Source organism: Enterococcus sp. DIV0774, from assembly GCF_050539095.1.
In the GTDB taxonomy this organism is placed as follows: Bacteria; Bacillota; Bacilli; order Lactobacillales; family Enterococcaceae; genus Enterococcus; species Enterococcus faecalis.
In genome coordinates this window covers 2,312,013-2,328,803 of sequence record NZ_CP172923.1, presented here as the reverse complement: position 1 = coordinate 2,328,803, position 16,791 = coordinate 2,312,013, and the positions used below count along the sequence as shown (strand labels likewise).

Sequence of the window (16,791 nt, the reverse complement as noted above, 5' to 3'; positions counted from 1 at the left end):
AAAATGAAAGGGTAATCTTGTTTGGAATTATGTAGACTTTTTAAATTTTTTTAAATATTCTATTGGAAGCGAGCAAAGTTACGACTATTTATGTGCAAATGCACGAGGAGGAACAAAAGAATGGAACAAGGAACAGTAAAATGGTTTAACGCAGAAAAAGGTTTTGGGTTTATCTCACGCGAAGACGGAAGCGACGTATTCGTACACTTCTCAGCTATCCAAGGTGATGGTTTCAAAACTTTAGAAGAAGGTCAAGCAGTGACTTTTGATGTTGAAGATTCAGACCGTGGCCCTCAAGCAGTTAACGTAGAAAAAAACTAATAAAAAATAATCCAAAAACACCTAACATGCGTTAGGTGTTTTTTTGTTAGAAAAAATAGAGAAGAAAAATGGACAAACATTTTTCTTCTCTATTAAATGAGAGCTTTATTGATCACTAACTGTGGCAGTCATAATCATTGGCAGAATCATTGGATGACGTTCTGTTTGTTCAAACAAGAAAGGCTGTAAAGCGGTCGTCATGGCTTCGCCTAATTTTGCTTCGGTACAGTTTTTATCTTTCATTGCTTCACGTAGAGCATTGAATAAAAGACGTTGGCCTTCATGAATCATATCACCAGACTCACGCATGTAGACAAAACCACGGGAAAGAATGTCTGGACCAGCCATAATTTCTTTATTTTTAATATCAACCGTTGCTACCGCTAAAACTAAACCTTCTTCAGATAAGATACGACGATCCCGTAAAACAACATTCCCGATATCACCGACACCATTTCCATCAACGTACACGTCGTTAGCGTTGAAGTGACCAGCAGGACGTGCGCTATCAGCCGTTAAAGCTAAGACATCGCCGTTGCCCATGATAAAGCAATTTTCTTCAGGAACCCCTGTATCTTGAGCGAGCGAAGCATGGATTTTTAACATTCTAAATTCACCATGAACAGGCATGAAATATTTAGGCTTCATCAAGCGAAGCATTAATTTTTGCTCTTCTTGTCCACCGTGACCAGAAGTATGGATATTATTGATTTTTCCGTGGATAACTTCTGCACCGGCTTCAGATAATAAGTTGATTAAACGGTTAACGCTTGTCGTATTCCCAGGAATTGGTGAACTTGAGAAAACAACCGTATCGCCTGGTTGAATACTAATTTGGCGATGTGTACCGTTAGCAATCCGACTAAGCGCGGCCATAGGTTCTCCTTGAGAGCCAGTACATAAAATCATTGTTTCATTTGCTGGCAATTGATTCAGTTCCGCCGCATCGACAAACGTTCCTTTTGGCACTTTGATGTAGCCTAAGCGTTCGCCATTGACAATGGCATTTTCCATGCTACGACCAAAAACAGCAATTTTGCGACCTGTTTTCACGGCTGCATCAGCAGCTTGTTGTAAACGGAAAATGTTTGAAGCAAAACTGGCAAAGATAATCCGACCATCAATTTTTTCAAAGATTTTTAAAATAGAGGTCCCAATTGTTTTTTCGGATTTTGTAAAGGTGGGTATTTCAGCATTGGTACTGTCTGAAAGAAGACAAAGGACGCCTTCTTCACCTAATTTCGCCATTCTGTGTAAGTTGGCTGGCTCACCAACGGGTGTAAAGTCAAACTTAAAGTCACCTGTTGCGACAATGTTACCAGAAGGCGTTTTAACCACAACGCCCAAGGCATCCGGAATACTGTGAGTCGTCCGGAAAAAGCTAATCGCTGTTTTTCTAAAACGAATCACCGTATCTTCATTAATTTCGTGTAATTCCGCTTCTCGCAATAAACCATGTTCATCTAGTTTGTTGGTAATTAAAGCCAAGGCTAGTGGTCCCGCATAGATTGGGATATTCGCTTGACGTAAAAGATAAGGAACGCCACCAATATGGTCTTCATGACCGTGGGTAATAACGAGTGCTTTGACTTTATGCAAATTTTGAACGATGTAGCTATAATCTGGAATCACGTAGTCAATCCCAAGTAAATCATCTTCTGGGAATTTGATCCCAGCATCAATAATGATAATTTCATCTTGGAATTGTACCCCATATGTGTTTTTTCCAATTTCGCCTAAACCACCGATTGCAAAAACGCCAGTTTCGTTATTTTTTATGTTTACTTTCATGTTAAAACTCCGTTAGAGTGAAGTCCGCATGTTCTTGCTCGTAAGCAAGATGTTTTTCGTCTAATAATTGAACGTATTCAATATTGTATGGGGTATTTTCTTCAACTAATTGGCGCACGATTACATCGCTATCGGCTTCCATGTAAAGAGATTTTGTGTCTTCTCTTTTTGGGTTTCTGATTTTTGTTTCTTGATAGTATACTTTGTAAATCATCGATTCATTTCTCCTTCAGCTACTAATAGTAGCAATTTATAGTTTTTTTCATTTTAAGACAGAAAATTAAACACAACAAAACGAGGTGCTGATCACCTAAAAAAGAATGCTCATCAAAAACATCTGTTAATGATGAAATGAAGCCTCGACTTTGCTTCATTCTGGGTATTTGATTTTATGTGTTCTTTTTTCAACCGTCCCGTGTGTTGTGAATAACAACAATTAAGCTTATTTTATCATAGAATGATAAGGAAGTATAGAAACACTCACTGGACTTTTAAAAAAAACAAACTTCTTGTTTCGCCTTATTCTTGATCAAGTTCGAGTGCCTTTTTTTTAGGACGCCAATACCAACTTAAGCCAATCACGTGAGCTAAATAAACAATCGCTAAAGTCGTGGTCATCAACGTATTTCGGACAATTAAACACGGAATGGCAAATAAAAGAAACATGGAAATAAATAGTTTCCATTTGCCTTTACGAGTAATTTTTTTCTCAAAGAAGGCTTCTTGGATATATTTTTGATAATAAGAAGAAGCTAAAAATTTGTTATAAAGTTTATCTGAACTACGCATCCAAAAAAAGGCCGTTAATAAATAAAAACCAGTGGTGGGTAAAAGCGGCAAAAAGATTCCTAACGTGCCTAAAGCAAACGTACAGGAACCGAGAAAAATGAAGAATAATTTTTTCATTCAAAGGGTCCTTTCAGTTTTTCCCAATTATGGCACAATCAAAAGGAAGTAGCAATTTTAATCGTATAAGTAAATCATTAAAATTATCTATTTTTTAGAAAATCTAAAAGAGAAAGGATAGAAAGAGAAAGGCTGTTTTTTCTAGTCAGACAGCTTGTATTACCGATTTCTTTTTGATACAGTGGGGGTACTAGAAAATTTAAAGTAAGATAAGAAGGAGATGATTAATTGAAGTTAATGTGGCGTTACACAATGCGTTATAAGAAATTACTTTTCGCTGATTTTATTTGTGTGTTTGGTTTTATTTTAATTGAATTAGGCTTGCCGACTATTTTAGCACGAATGATTGACAAAGGAATTATTCCTAAAGATATGGACTATATTTATCAGCAAGGGATTTGGATGGTTGTAATTACGATTATTGGTGTCGCAATGAATATTTTGCTGGGGTACTTTGGTGCCAGAATTACAACAAACATTGTTCGTGATATTCGTGATGATTTATTTGAAAAGATTCAAACTTTCTCACACAGTGAATATGAAAGTATTGGGGTTTCTTCCTTAATTACGCGAACGACCAATGATGCATACCAAATTATGCTCTTCATGGGAAATATTTTACGTCTTGGCTTTATGACGCCAGTGATGTTTATTGCCAGTCTTTACATGGTGATGCGAACGAGTCCGTCGTTAGGAATGTACGTTTTAGGTGCCTTGCCTTTTCTGCTGCTAGCAGTTGTCGGAATTGCTCGTTTGTCAGAACCGTTATCTAAAAAGCAACAAAAGAACTTAGATGGAATCAATGGGATTTTAAGAGAAAATCTTTCTGGATTGCGGGTAATACGCGCATTTGTTAATGAAAAATTTGAAGAATCTCGTTTTAATAAAGTCAATGAAACTTACACTAAAAGTTCAAAAAGTCTGTTTCGTTTAATGGCAGCAGCCCAACCAGGCTTCTTTTTCTTATTTAACATTGTGATGGTCTTAATCATTTGGAGCGGGACTGTTCAAATCAGCAATGGGGATTTAGAAGTTGGGAATTTAATTGCTTTTATTGAATATATTTTCCATGCGCTGTTCTCGTTTATGTTATTTGCCAGTGTCTTTATGATGTATCCTCGGGCTGCGGTTTCGGCTTCGCGGATTCAAGAAGCCTTAGACATGGAACCAGCTATTCGTGAAGAAGAAGGCGTAACAGAAACAGCTACTAAAGGCTATCTAGAGTTTAAAAATGTAACCTTTGCCTATCCTGGACATGCGGAAAGCCCAGTTATCCGCAATGTAAGTTTTAAGGCGTCACCTGGTGAAACAGTGGCCTTTATTGGGAGCACAGGTAGTGGGAAATCAACATTAATTCAATTGATTCCACGGTTTTATGATGTATCAGAAGGTGAAATTTTAATCGATGGAGTGAACGTAAAAGATTACCAACTTAGTGCATTACGCAATAAGATTGGCTATATTCCACAAAAAGCGTTACTTTTTACTGGTACAATTGCTGATAATCTTCGCTACGGTAAGGAAGATGCGACGTTAGAAGAAATGGAACGAGCAATTGACATTGCTCAAGCTACAGAATTTGTTTCACAAAAACCGCAAGGCTATGATGAACCTCTTTCAGAAGGTGGCACGAACTTTTCTGGTGGTCAAAAACAACGTTTAGCTATCGCACGGGCGATTATTCGCAATCCGGAAATTTATATATTTGATGATAGTTTTTCTGCGTTAGATTATCAAACAGATGCAAATTTACGAGCGCGTCTGAAAAAAGAAACAACAGAATCCACTGTTTTAATTGTGGCACAACGTGTTGGAACAATTATGCATGCGGACCGCATTGTTGTTTTAAACGAAGGCGACGTGGTCGGAATTGGCACACATCGTGAATTACTTGAGACTTGTCCAATTTACTATGATATTGCGGCTTCTCAATTGTCAGAGGAGGAATTAGCATGAAACACGCCTTTTCTTCTATGAAACGAATCGGTCGCTATATTAAACCGTATCGGGTGACGTTTTATTTAGTTATTTTATTTACCATATTAACCGTTGCCTTTAATGCAGCGTTGCCTTATTTGACTGGATTACCAACGACAGAAATTAGCCGTAATATTGCGGCCGGTGAATCAATCAATTTTGATTATGTAATCCAATGTTTAATTTGGATTTTAGTTGTGGGAACAGGTTATTGTGTGGCACAATTTTTGTCAGGCTTTTTAATGACGAATGTCGTTCAACAATCCATGCGCGATTTACGTCGAGATATTGAAGAAAAAATCAATCGTTTGCCAGTTTCTTATTTTGATAAGAACCAACAAGGAAATATTTTGTCACGGGTGACGAACGATGTGGATGCTGTCAGCAATGCGATGCAACAAAGTTTTATTAATATTGTTTCGGCAGTCCTAGGGATTGTGATGGCGGTAGTGATGATGTTCTTAATCAATCCGCTGATGGCGATTTTTTCAGTGATTATGATTCCGTTGTCTCTGATTATTTCCAGAACAATTGTTAAAATCTCCCAGAAATATTTCCAAGGAATGCAAAATTCTTTAGGAGACTTAAATGGTTATGTCCAAGAAAATATGACTGGGTTCAGTGTTTTAAAACTATATGGTCGGGAAAAAGAAACCCTTGAAGGCTTTAAACAAGTCAATCATCGTTTAAATGGTTTTGGTTTCAAAGCATCCTTTATCTCAGGATTAATGTTGCCATTGGTTCAAATGACCGCTTATGGGACCTATATCGGGGTAGCTGTCCTTGGTAGTTACTATGTGGTTGCTGGTGTGATCGTAGTGGGGCAGTTACAAGCGTTTATTCAATATATTTGGCAAATTAGCCAACCAATGGGGAATATTACGCAGTTGTCTGCAGCTTTACAAAGCGCTTCAGCTTCGACCATGCGGATTTTTGAAATCCTAGATGAACCAGAAGAAGAACTTAACGAACAAGATGTTCCTTTACCAGAACCTATTTTAGGCTCTGTTGAATTTGAAAATGTCAGCTTTAGTTATGACCCAGAAAAACCGTTAATTCGTAATTTGAACTTTAAAGTTGATGCGGGCCAAATGGTTGCGATTGTGGGACCAACTGGCGCTGGGAAAACAACCTTAATCAACTTACTGATGCGTTTTTATGATGTAACAGAAGGCGCCATTAAAATTGATGGTATTGACACAAAAAAAATGAACCGTAGTGATGTCCGATCTGTATTTGGAATGGTATTGCAAGATGCTTGGTTGTATAAAGGTACCATTGCCGATAACATTCGTTTTGGGAAATTGGATGCCACGGATTATGAAGTTGTGGATGCAGCGAAAACGGCCAATGTGGATCACTTCATTCGGACAATGCCAGACGGGTATGAAATGGAAATCAATTCTGAGGGAGATAACGTTTCCCTTGGTCAAAAACAATTGTTGACCATTGCCCGAGCGGTAATTTCTGATCCAAAAATTTTGATTTTAGATGAGGCGACTAGTTCAGTCGATACACGCTTGGAAGCCTTAATTCAAAAAGCAATGGATCGTGTTATGGAAGGACGAACGAGTTTCGTTATTGCCCACCGCCTATCAACTATTCGTGAAGCTGATTTAATTCTTGTTATGAAACAAGGAGAAATCATTGAAAAAGGAACGCATCATGAGTTGCTGGAACAAGGTGGCTTCTATGAAAAACTATACAATAGTCAATTTGCTGAAGAAGGCGACTATGAGGAATAAAAATGAGGTCGGGACAGAAGCGTTTAACTCCGAGAAATAAGAAGGAATTTCCGAAAATTGTTCTGTAATTTTTGGAGAATTCCGGCTTATTTCCGAAGGAGTTGCTTTTGTTCCCGCCGTTTATCAGTTTTTGAGCGTGGAGCAAAAATCCAAAGTGATTTTTGTCCCACGCTCTTTTCTTGTCTTTTTTACTATGAAAGTGAGGGATTCTTGTCTATACTTAATGAAAAGAGGTGACAGAGTTTGAAAAAAGAGTATTTTATTGCTGCTAGTGCAGATGTCTATGGAAACGTACAACTAGCGAAGGATAGTAATATTTGGTTTCAGTCGGTCTTAAGAGGTGACAGTAACACAATTACCATTGGTGAAGGTAGTAATATTCAAGATGGCACGATTATTCATGTTGATGAAGATGCCCCGACAATTGTAGGCAAGTATGTAACGGTGGGCCATCAATGCATGTTACACGGTTGTAAAATCGGTGATGGTGCTTTGATTGGCATGGGTTCAACGATTCTAAATAATGCTATTATTGGAGAAAACAGCCTGATTGGTGCGGGTTCTTTAGTGACAGAAGGCAAAATTATCCCGCCAAATGTTTTAGCATTTGGTCGACCCGCGAAGGTTATCCGTCCGTTAACGGCAGCAGAAATAGCCAGTAATCATACGAACGCCTTACATTATATTCAACGAGCAGAAGAATTTCGCCAACAAAAATACCCGAAACTAACATAGAATTAGGAGGAAAATGATGAAGAAAATTAAAGTAATGACGGTTTTTGGAACACGGCCAGAAGCAATCAAAATGGCGCCCTTAATCAAAGTTTTAGAAGAGCAAAGTCAAGGATTTGACTCTGTAGTAGTCGTAACAGCGCAACATCGCCAAATGTTGGATCAAGTGTTAGAAGATTTTCAAATTACACCGAATCATGATTTAAATATCATGAAAGATGGGCAAACCTTAACAGATATTACAAGTCGTGTTTTGAATTTATTAACTGAGGTTCTTGTGACAGAACAGCCGGATATTGTCTTGGTTCATGGCGATACAACCACGTCATTTGCGGCTGCATTGGCTGCTTTTTATCAACAGATTCCGGTGGGACATGTGGAAGCAGGATTACGGACCTGGCAAAAATATTCTCCGTTTCCGGAAGAAATGAATCGTCAACTGGTAGACGTGTTAACTGATATTTATTTTGCCCCAACTACTCAAAGTAAGGACAATTTAATCAAAGAAAATCATCCAGAAGAACATATTTATATAACTGGCAATACAGCGATTGACGCGATGGCGTACACTGTTGATGCCCACTATCAAAATGATTTATTGGAAAAAATCCCTACAGACCAACGCATCGTGCTAATTACAATGCATCGTCGTGAAAATTTAGGCCTGCCAATGGCAAATGTGTTTAAAGCTGTTCGTCGACTTGTAATGGAACATCCAGAAATTGAAGTCATTTTCCCTATGCACAAAAATCCCAAAGTCCGTGAAATAGTAGCGGAACACTTAGGTGAATTAGCTCGTGTGCATTTAATTGAACCATTGGATGTCAAAGATTTTCAAAATTTTGCAGCGAAAAGTTCTTTAATTTTAACTGATTCTGGCGGTGTGCAAGAAGAAGCTCCTTCCTTAGGTGTGCCAGTTTTAGTTTTACGAGATACAACGGAACGTCCAGAAGGCGTAGCGGCAGGAACATTGAAATTGGTTGGTACAGACGAACAAGTAGTCTATCAAGAGGCGAAAACATTATTGACTGATTCTGATGCTTACCACGCGATGGCGCATGCACAAAATCCGTATGGGGATGGTCAAGCTAGCCGCCGAATCGTTGAAGCCATTGCCTATGAAATGCAGCAATCAGATAAAAAACCAGATACGTTTACAGCAAAATAAATAAAAAGGCAGAGAAGCGCTGAAAAATGTGCTTCTTTTGCGTATCTTATTTGAAGAATCAATTAGACAAAAAATGCTAGAAAGTAGTGAAGTGAAGATGTATCAAACGATTTTATTTGATTTAGATGGCACAATTACGGATTCTGGTAGCGGCATTATGCGTTCTATTTTATACGCAACAGAACAATTAGGGTGGCCAGCTCCTAGCGAGGAGACGTTACGTTCTTTCATAGGGCCGCCTTTATATGAGTCGTTTTTGCACATGGCGCCTTCAGCTGAAGCAGCGCAACAAGCCGTGGGTCATTATCGAGCGTATTATCAGAGAAAAGGTATGTTTGAAAACCATGTGTATCCAGGGATTCCAGAAGTGTTAACAAGGTTAAAGGAAGCGGGAGCAAAGTTATACATTGCGACTTCCAAGCCAGAAGAATTTGCTAAAAAGATTATTACTCATTTTGATTTAGATCGTTATTTTACAGGCATCTATGGAGCGAGTATGGACGGTCATCGTTCTAAAAAAGCAGATGTGATTCAGTATGCATTAACGGAAGCTCAATTAGACCCAACCAAAGAAGCAATTATCATGGTTGGCGATCGCAACCATGACATTTTTGGTGCCCAACAAAATGGCTTAGATAGTATAGGTGTCTTGTATGGATTTGGTGAAGAAACAGAATTACAAGAGGCGGGAGCAACATTCCTAGTACAATCGCCTAAAGACTTAGGTGCTATTTTGCTACAAAATTCTTAATAGAAAATGGATTTTCGATAAATTTAGGAGGATTTTAAGATTTATTATCGTTTCAATAGAAAAGCGCCATCATAGGCTTTAAACGTTGTCAATGATGAATTTTTTATCGGGGAATGACGGTCTTTTTATTAAAAACATTTAATTTTAAAGAGGTTTCATGTATAATAGTTTCAGTCATAAACGATAGAATAGTAAGGAGGGTTAGTTTTGGCTAATGATAACCAAAATAACCAAGATCCCAAATCTTCGCTTAGAGATCAAGTAACTGGGTCTTTAAAAGGTAGAAATGATGGCGATCAACCTGATTCCTCTGAAAAAAATGATAGGTCTCCCCAACCTTCATCTGATGAATCACAAGAAACAGCGAGCCGCACAACACAAACACGTGCAGGTTCTAGAGCTGCTCGAAGACGTGGGAAAGACAAGACAACACAGACAGTCGAAGAGCCAACCCCGATTGAAACAGACGAAAAGCCAACAAATACAAAAAAACAAACACGTAAAAAAGAAGATCGTTTAGTCGGTCGTATCGTGTTAATTGTAGTTTCTGTATTGGTTTTAATGATGGCAATCTTTGGGTTTACTTTTTATAAATATGTAGACGCTGGGCTACAACCACTAGACAAGAACAATAAGAAGCTTGTTCAAGTGCATATCCCAGAAGGATCTTCTAATAAGCAAATTGCTGCGGTTTTAGAAGAAAGCAACGTCATTAAAAGCGGAATGGTTTTTAACTACTACGTAAAATTTAAAAACTTAACAGATTTTCAAGCGGGCTATTATCAAATGTCTCCAAGCATGACACTCGATGAAATTGGTGAAATGCTAAAAGAAGGAGGCACGCCAGAACCAACTAAAATTGCAGATGGCAAAGTAACGATTCCTGAAGGCTACGATATAGATAAAATTGGCGAAGCTATTGAAAAAAATACAGATTTCAAGAAAGCAGATTTCATTGCATTAATGAAAAACGAAGACTTCTTCAATCAAATGAAGGCTAAGTATCCTGATTTACTTGAAAGTGCTGCAACTGCAGAAGGTGTTCGTTATCGCTTAGAAGGGTATTTATTCCCGGCAACTTATGATTACTACAAAAAAGCAACACTTCCTGAATTTGTCGAACAAATGATTGCTAAAATGAACACAGTAATGGAACAATATACGCCGACAATTCATGCAAAGAATTTAACCAATCAGCAAGTCTTAACGTTAGCTTCATTGGTTGAAAAAGAAGGAGTCAAAGAAGCAGACCGCAAACAAATTGCGCAAGTATTCTTTAACCGCTTGGCTGCCGATATGCCGATCCAATCAGATATTTCTATTTTGTATGCTCTAGGAGAACACAAAGAAACTGTAACGTATGCTGACTTGGAAGTGGACTCGTCTTATAACTTGTATAAAAATACTGGTTATGGACCAGGACCATTAGATAGCCCAAGTGAGGAGTCAATTAAAGCAGTCTTGAATCCGACACCAAGTGACTATTTATACTTTGTAGCAGATATTTCTACAGGAAAAGTATACTTCTCAAAAACATATGAAGAACATCAAGTATTAGTAGATCAGTATGTCAATAATTCAAGTAGTGAATAAAATGAAAACATAAAAGAGCTTGGTGAATCAATTTTGTATGATTCACCAAGCTTTTAGATACTCAAAAAGTAATCTGTTTAACAGAGGGAAAGAGTAGCAACTAGAAATTTATATAAATAAAATTTAGCAAAATCACAAAAATTCAATAATTATATTTACAATTTAGAAAAAGCGTGGTACTCTTTTGTGGATTGAAAGCGGAATTTTTTTCAATAACCAACCAAGAACTACGTATCGTTAAGCGAAAAAGGAGAATTAACATGGTAGAAAAAGTATATCCAATGACTCTTGAAGGAAAAGAAAAATTAGAACAAGAGCTAGAAGAATTAAAAACAATTAAACGTAAAGAAATCGTAGAGCGTATTAAAATCGCTCGTAGCTTTGGGGATCTTTCAGAGAACTCAGAGTATGAATCAGCTAAAGATGAACAAGCTTTCGTTGAAGGACGTATTACAACGTTAGAAAATATGATTCGTTTTGCAGAAATCATCGATAATGATGGCGTGGACCAAGACGAAGTTTCCATCGGTAAAACAGTTACTTTCCAAGAATTGCCTGATGGAGAAGAAGAGGAATACACAATCGTAGGAAGTGCCGAAGCCGATCCATTTTCTGGTAAAATTTCTAACGATTCACCGATTGCGCAAGCCTTAATTGGTAAACAATTAGGCGACCAAGTGATTATTGCAACACCTGGTGGCGACATGACAGTTAAAATTACAAAAGTTGAAGCAAACTAAATAATTGAGTAGGGCAGGCAGCTTCCAAGGCCTGTCCTTTCGCAATCTATGACATTTAGGGCTAAAGTCCTATGGTAACCTGAGGCGCAAACCACTATGATTAAATAAAATAAACGAGTAAAATAAATGACAGAGGGAGGAGGCAAATCTATGAATAACCCTTGGCGCTTTTTTATCGTCGCAGAAGCATTACTTTTTATTCTGGCGTTATGGCAAATTGTACATAATCCTGGATTAGCTGTTTTATTAACAATTGGCGTTTTACTTGTGGCCTACGTTTCCAGGAAAGCATCTAAAACACATTTTAACAACTTTCAATTCGTCCTCGGCGTTGTTTTTATTGTCATTGGTGCAATGAATAGCACGGCTGTTTGGTTTATGTTGATTTTTGGCGTACTCTTTATCGGCTTAAAAGGCTTTGAGATTTCAGGCGTGGATATAGCTGAGCGAGCACCTTGGCGAAAAAAACAAATGATTATGGTGGAGACGGCGGCAAAAGAACCTAAAAATGGCAAACGGTTTAAACGCCGCTGGTTTGCCAACGAACGCATTGGTAACAATATCTATGAATGGGACGATATCAATATTGATTTAATCTCTGGGGACACCATTATTGATTTAGGTAATACGCTACTACCGAAAGAAGACAATATTATTATTATTCGTAAAGGTTTTGGCCGCACGCGAATTCTAGTGCCGTTAGGTGTAGCTATTTTGTTAGAACATTCAACTTTTTACGGAACGGTACGTTTTGAAGAAGAAAAATATCAATTGAAAAACGAATCATTAAAAATTTACAGCAATGATTATGATACCAATCTTCGTCGTTTGAAAATTATGACGAACACTTTAGTAGGAGATGTTGAGGTGATCCGTGTATGACCGATCGGATTTCAAGACGCATGATTTCATTATATGCGTCCCTTAGCACCTTTATTGTTATCTTAATTACATTGTTTTCATATTTTCATTCGATTAAACAAAACCGGTGGTTATTAGAGCTTCTTCAGAGAAAAGTCTTTTATTTACCACTAATTGTGCACATTGTTCTCATATCCTTACTAATAGGCTTATTGACCTTTTTACTGATTTCATTGGTTCAAAAAGGGCAATATGGACGGATTGAAGAAAAACTTCGGTTATTGGCCAACGGTAATTATGAAAGTCCAGTCTTAAACAAACCAACGACCAGTGAAAATCAAGACCATTATCTAACCGAAGTCGAACAAGATATTTGGTCGATTAAAAATAAATTATTAGAGATGTCTAAAGAATTGCAATTATTAAACAGTCGACCGCAATTAATGGATGGGCAAACAAAAGAAGAAATTTTAGAGAACGAGCGGCATCGTTTGGCGCGGGAGTTGCATGATTCAGTCAGTCAACAACTTTTTGCAGCCATGATGATGTTGTCTGCCTTAAATGAACAAGCACAACGAACAGAAACCCCGGAACCATATCGTAAACAACTAGCCATGGTGGCAGAAATCATTAATGCCTCCCAATCGGAAATGCGCGCGTTACTATTGCACTTGCGTCCTATCAGTCTAGAAGGAAAAAGTTTGCGTAAAGGTATTGAACAATTACTGAAAGAACTACAAACAAAAATTAAAATTGAATTGATTTGGGATGTTGAAGATGTTCATTTAAATAGCAGCATTGAGGATCATCTTTTCCGAATTGTGCAGGAATTACTTTCAAATACCTTAAGACATGCCAAAGCAAAGGAATTAGAGGTATACTTACACCAAGTCGATAAAAACGTGTTATTGCGTATTGTTGATGACGGTGTCGGCTTTGATATGAAGGAACAAAGTAATAAAGCCGGTAGTTATGGCTTAAATAATATCCGAGAACGTGTTGTCGGCATGGGCGGTACAGTTAAAATTATTAGTTTTAAAGGGCAGGGAACCAGCGTTGAAATTAAAGTTCCTGTCATAAAGGAGGAAACTGCAAGTGATCAAAGTAATGTTAGTGGATGACCATGAAATGGTCCGTTTAGGCGTTTCATCATATTTATCTATTCAAGAGGATATAGAAGTCGTAGGCGAAGCAGAAAATGGTAAGATTGGCTATGAAAAAGCATTGGAACTACGTCCAGATGTTATTTTGATGGATTTGGTAATGGAAGAAATGGACGGCATTGATTCAACAAAAGCGATCTTGAAAGATTGGCCAGAAGCCAAGATTATTATTGTGACGAGTTTTATTGATGATGAAAAAGTGTATCCGGCGATTGAAGCTGGTGCAGCGGGCTACCTATTAAAAACATCAACAGCACATGAGATTGCTGATGCAATTCGGGCGACTTATCGCGGAGAGCGTGTGTTGGAACCTGAAGTGACACATAAGATGATGGAACGGTTAACAAAAAAACAAGAGCCGGTGTTGCACGAAGATTTGACAAACCGGGAACACGAAATTTTAATGTTGATTGCACAAGGTAAAAGTAATCAGGAAATAGCTGATGAACTCTTTATCACTTTGAAAACAGTTAAAACACATGTTTCAAACATTTTAGCAAAACTAGATGTGGATGATCGGACCCAAGCGGCGATTTATGCTTTTCAACATGGTTTAGCCAAATAAATATCAGATAAATCCATAAATAAATTCTAGGAAATCCTTCTAGGAATTTATTTATGGATTTGTTATACTAATTTTAACGAACAGACAGGAGCGGTCAGAAGAAATGAAACAAAATTTTGCAATTATTGGTTTAGGACGTTTTGGCGGCAGCATATGCCAAACTTTGGTGGAAGCTGGTCAAGAAGTTTTGGCCATTGACAGCAGTGAAGACCGTGTCAATGAATATATGAATATTGCAACGCATGCAGTGGTGGCTAACGCCCAAGATGAAATGACGTTGCGTTCTTTAGGAATTCGGAATTTTGATCACGTAGTGGTGGCAATTGGTGAAGATATTCAAGCGAGTATTTTAGTGACACTAATGGTTAAAGAGATGGGGGTTCCCAATGTCTTGGCCAAAGCAGTCAATGAATATCATGCCCGTGTCTTAGATAAAATTGGGGCAGACATGGTCGTTCACCCAGAGCGGGATATGGGTATTCGAATTGCTCACAAACTTGTTTCACGCAATATTTTAGATTATATTGAATTATCTAGCGAATTTTCATTAGCTGAGGTTCGGGTCACCAATCCTAAATTTTACAATAAAACCTTAGCAGAATTAAATTTCCGTCAACGATTTGGTTTAACTGTGGTAGCGATCCGCCGCTCGAAAACAGAAGTAATTGCTTCGCCAGATGCTTCTGAAATTGTTCGAGAAAACGACAATTTATTAGTTATCGGTGATACCGCAGACGTTGATTTATTAGATGAAAAAATGAATGGCTAAGCACTTTATTCTCTAAAAGCACTGCGCTGTGCTACAATAAATGGCGACAGAGATGTGAAGGAGGAACAAAGAATGAAATTAGAAGTGACACCGAAAGCCCAACAATGGTTTAAAGAAGAAACCGGGGTTCAGCCTGAGACAGGCATTCGTTTTTTCGGAAAAATTTACGGAAAAACACCTGTTCATGATGGTTTTTCCATTGCGATGTCTGTAGAAGCGCCAGATGAGCCAATGATTAAAGAGAACCTAGATGGGATTACCTATTTTATTGAAGAAACAGATGATTGGTTCTTTAAAGGGTATGATTTGATTGTTGATTATGATGAAAAGAATGATGAACCGCGTTATCAATTTGAAGCAAACCAAGAAGATTTAACAAAATAATTTTAGTGCTAAACAAAAGAGGCTGAAGTAGTGCGTAGGACTATTTCTGTTGCTTTCGTTTAACCGCTAGTCAGCCTGAGAAAAAATCGTTTTGGATTTTTTCTCAGGTTCTTTCTATTTAAGTTATTTTTAGTCGGATATCGTTATTTAATAAGGCTATTATATGGTATAATGATAATTAACTGAAGTGTGGAGGAAATAAAATGTTATCAATTGTTGTCCCTTGTTATAATGAGGAAGCAGCGATTCCGCTGTTTTTTGAAGAAGTAGAAAAAATTAGCCAGCAACTGTCTCATTCAGTAGAATATATATTTGTGAATGATGGCTCAAAAGATAATACGTTAGCTGTTTTAAGACAGCTTTATCGCGAACATCCAGAGAAGGTCCGTTATCTTTCTTTTTCACGAAATTTTGGGAAAGAAGCGGGCTTATACGCTGGTTTAAAAGAAGCAACAGGTGACTTGGTGACAGTCATGGACGTTGATTTACAAGACCCGCCTGAGTTATTACCTCAAATGATTGAGATGATTGAAACCAGTACAGATTTAGATTGTGTTGGCACACGACGCATAACAAGAGATGGTGAACCGCCCATTCGTAGCTTTTTTGCACGGATGTTCTATAAACTCATTAATCGAATTGCTGAGACGGAAATGGTGGATGGTGCCCGTGACTTCCGTGTCATGACCCGACAAATGGTCGATGCGATTTTAGAGTTATCTGAGTATAATCGTTTCTCAAAAGGGATTTTTAGTTGGGTCGGCTTTAAAACAGAATATATTGAATTTAAAAATCGAGAACGAATTGCTGGAGAAACCTCTTGGTCTTTCTGGAGTCTATTAAGTTATTCAATTGACGGGATTGTCAATTTTTCAGAAACACCATTGAATATTGCTTCATACGTTGGCGCCTTTTCGTGTGTTGGTTCTGCACTAGCAATGTTAGTGATTATCTTTCGAACATTAGTTAATGGTGATCCAACAAGCGGCTGGCCTTCAATGGTTTGTATTGTACTTTTTGTAGGTGGTTTGCAACTATTATGTTTAGGAATTATTGGCAAATATATCGGCAAAATTTTCTTAGAAACGAAAAAACGACCAATTTATATTGTAAAGGAATCAGAAAAAGATTCTAAAAAATAACCAAAAAAGCAGAGAAAAATTCTCTGTTTTTTTGTTGTGCATTAAAAAAAGTGTGAATAGACTTTTCAGAAAAACAACATTTTTTACATAAAAAATACATTAACTTTACCTATTTTTATCTTAATGAAACAGCTTTGCTCTCGCGGTTGCAAGAAATAAATGTTAAAATCAAAAGGTATGCTA

Annotated in this window: 17 protein-coding genes; 14 read left to right on the top strand and 3 right to left on the bottom strand. The window is 37.6% G+C overall.

The window, feature by feature from the left end; translation table 11 throughout:
- Positions 1–120 precede the first annotated feature (120 nt).
- Positions 121–321 (top strand): cold-shock protein, encoded by a 201-nt coding sequence (locus IGL86_RS11270; RefSeq protein ID WP_002355121.1) that lies wholly within the window; start codon positions 121–123, stop codon positions 319–321.
- 105 nt (positions 322–426) lie between these two features.
- Here IGL86_RS11270 and rnjA read toward each other — a convergent pair whose 3' ends face one another.
- The 3 genes from rnjA to IGL86_RS11255 all read right to left on the bottom strand — a co-directional run bounded on the left by rnjA (position 427) and on the right by IGL86_RS11255 (position 3,018).
- Positions 427–2,112 (bottom strand): ribonuclease J1, encoded by a 1,686-nt coding sequence (gene rnjA / locus IGL86_RS11265; RefSeq protein WP_002355122.1) that lies wholly within the window; start codon positions 2,110–2,112, stop codon positions 427–429.
- A gap of 1 nt (position 2,113) precedes the next feature.
- Entirely contained in the window at positions 2,114–2,326 is a 213-nt protein-coding gene (locus IGL86_RS11260; protein ID WP_002355123.1) for a DNA-directed RNA polymerase subunit epsilon, read from the bottom strand.
- Positions 2,327–2,631: 305 nt separating this feature from the next.
- Positions 2,632–3,018 carry a YbaN family protein gene (locus IGL86_RS11255; RefSeq protein WP_002355126.1) on the bottom strand — a complete coding sequence of 129 codons (387 nt, stop codon included), beginning with the start codon at positions 3,016–3,018 and terminating at the stop codon, positions 2,632–2,634.
- Positions 3,019–3,246: 228 nt separating this feature from the next.
- On the opposite strand from IGL86_RS11255, the gene efrA reads away from it, so the two are divergent.
- The 13 genes from efrA to IGL86_RS11190 all read left to right on the top strand — a co-directional run bounded on the left by efrA (position 3,247) and on the right by IGL86_RS11190 (position 16,608).
- Entirely contained in the window at positions 3,247–4,974 is a 1,728-nt protein-coding gene (efrA, locus tag IGL86_RS11250; protein ID WP_033624311.1) for a multidrug efflux ABC transporter subunit EfrA, read from the top strand.
- Positions 4,971–6,740 carry a multidrug efflux ABC transporter subunit EfrB gene (efrB, locus tag IGL86_RS11245; RefSeq protein WP_002365186.1) on the top strand — a complete coding sequence of 590 codons (1,770 nt, stop codon included), beginning with the start codon at positions 4,971–4,973 and terminating at the stop codon, positions 6,738–6,740. The genes efrA and efrB overlap by 4 nt, the downstream gene beginning before the upstream one ends.
- Before the next feature lie 243 nt (positions 6,741–6,983).
- Complete coding sequence (locus IGL86_RS11240) at positions 6,984–7,475, top strand: gamma carbonic anhydrase family protein (protein WP_002355129.1); 492 nt, start codon at positions 6,984–6,986, stop codon at positions 7,473–7,475.
- 13 nt (positions 7,476–7,488) lie between these two features.
- Complete coding sequence (gene wecB / locus IGL86_RS11235) at positions 7,489–8,640, top strand: non-hydrolyzing UDP-N-acetylglucosamine 2-epimerase (RefSeq protein ID WP_033625621.1); 1,152 nt, start codon at positions 7,489–7,491, stop codon at positions 8,638–8,640.
- Positions 8,641–8,713: 73 nt separating this feature from the next.
- Positions 8,714–9,391: an HAD family hydrolase gene (locus IGL86_RS11230; protein ID WP_033625622.1), complete on the top strand. Its 678-nt coding sequence runs from the start codon at positions 8,714–8,716 to the stop codon at positions 9,389–9,391.
- A gap of 207 nt (positions 9,392–9,598) precedes the next feature.
- A complete protein-coding gene (gene mltG / locus IGL86_RS11225) occupies positions 9,599–10,984 on the top strand; it encodes an endolytic transglycosylase MltG (protein ID WP_002375722.1) in 1,386 nt (461 codons plus the stop codon).
- A 260-nt stretch (positions 10,985–11,244) separates the two neighbouring features.
- Complete coding sequence (greA, locus tag IGL86_RS11220) at positions 11,245–11,724, top strand: transcription elongation factor GreA (protein ID WP_002355133.1); 480 nt, start codon at positions 11,245–11,247, stop codon at positions 11,722–11,724.
- Between the two features lie 150 nt (positions 11,725–11,874).
- Positions 11,875–12,606 (top strand): cell wall-active antibiotics response protein LiaF, encoded by a 732-nt coding sequence (liaF, locus tag IGL86_RS11215; RefSeq protein ID WP_002381168.1) that lies wholly within the window; start codon positions 11,875–11,877, stop codon positions 12,604–12,606.
- Positions 12,603–13,706: a sensor histidine kinase gene (locus IGL86_RS11210; RefSeq protein WP_002365182.1), complete on the top strand. Its 1,104-nt coding sequence runs from the start codon at positions 12,603–12,605 to the stop codon at positions 13,704–13,706. Before liaF ends, IGL86_RS11210 begins: the two co-directional genes overlap by 4 nt.
- Positions 13,681–14,313 carry a response regulator gene (locus IGL86_RS11205; RefSeq protein ID WP_002355137.1) on the top strand — a complete coding sequence of 211 codons (633 nt, stop codon included), beginning with the start codon at positions 13,681–13,683 and terminating at the stop codon, positions 14,311–14,313. The genes IGL86_RS11210 and IGL86_RS11205 overlap by 26 nt, the downstream gene beginning before the upstream one ends.
- A 103-nt stretch (positions 14,314–14,416) precedes the next feature.
- Positions 14,417–15,082 carry a potassium channel family protein gene (locus IGL86_RS11200; protein WP_002355139.1) on the top strand — a complete coding sequence of 222 codons (666 nt, stop codon included), beginning with the start codon at positions 14,417–14,419 and terminating at the stop codon, positions 15,080–15,082.
- Between the two features lie 54 nt (positions 15,083–15,136).
- Positions 15,137–15,466 carry a HesB/YadR/YfhF family protein gene (locus IGL86_RS11195; RefSeq protein ID WP_002355140.1) on the top strand — a complete coding sequence of 110 codons (330 nt, stop codon included), beginning with the start codon at positions 15,137–15,139 and terminating at the stop codon, positions 15,464–15,466.
- 203 nt (positions 15,467–15,669) lie between these two features.
- The gene (locus IGL86_RS11190; protein ID WP_010707118.1) at positions 15,670–16,608 is read left to right on the top strand and encodes a glycosyltransferase family 2 protein; all 939 of its coding nucleotides are present in this window, start codon (positions 15,670–15,672) and stop codon (positions 16,606–16,608) included.
- Positions 16,609–16,791: the final 183 nt, after the last annotated feature.

Bases quoted from the DNA above. Each gene is read 5' to 3' on its own strand.
- IGL86_RS11190 (WP_010707118.1), top strand. From the start codon at position 15,670: ATGTTATCAATTGTTGTCCCTTGTTATAATGAGGAAGCAGCGATTCCG.
- IGL86_RS11230 (WP_033625622.1), top strand. From the start codon at position 8,714: ATGCTAGAAAGTAGTGAAGTGAAGATGTATCAAACGATTTTATTTGAT.
- wecB (WP_033625621.1), top strand. From the start codon at position 7,489: ATGATGAAGAAAATTAAAGTAATGACGGTTTTTGGAACACGGCCAGAA.
- IGL86_RS11210 (WP_002365182.1), top strand. From the start codon at position 12,603: ATGACCGATCGGATTTCAAGACGCATGATTTCATTATATGCGTCCCTT.
- liaF (WP_002381168.1), top strand. From the start codon at position 11,875: ATGAATAACCCTTGGCGCTTTTTTATCGTCGCAGAAGCATTACTTTTT.
- rnjA (WP_002355122.1), bottom strand. From the start codon at position 2,112: ATGAAAGTAAACATAAAAAATAACGAAACTGGCGTTTTTGCAATCGGT.
- greA (WP_002355133.1), top strand. From the start codon at position 11,245: ATGGTAGAAAAAGTATATCCAATGACTCTTGAAGGAAAAGAAAAATTA.
- efrB (WP_002365186.1), top strand. From the start codon at position 4,971: ATGAAACACGCCTTTTCTTCTATGAAACGAATCGGTCGCTATATTAAA.
- IGL86_RS11270 (WP_002355121.1), top strand. From the start codon at position 121: ATGGAACAAGGAACAGTAAAATGGTTTAACGCAGAAAAAGGTTTTGGG.
- IGL86_RS11200 (WP_002355139.1), top strand. From the start codon at position 14,417: ATGAAACAAAATTTTGCAATTATTGGTTTAGGACGTTTTGGCGGCAGC.
- IGL86_RS11260 (WP_002355123.1), bottom strand. From the start codon at position 2,326: ATGATTTACAAAGTATACTATCAAGAAACAAAAATCAGAAACCCAAAA.
- IGL86_RS11255 (WP_002355126.1), bottom strand. From the start codon at position 3,018: ATGAAAAAATTATTCTTCATTTTTCTCGGTTCCTGTACGTTTGCTTTA.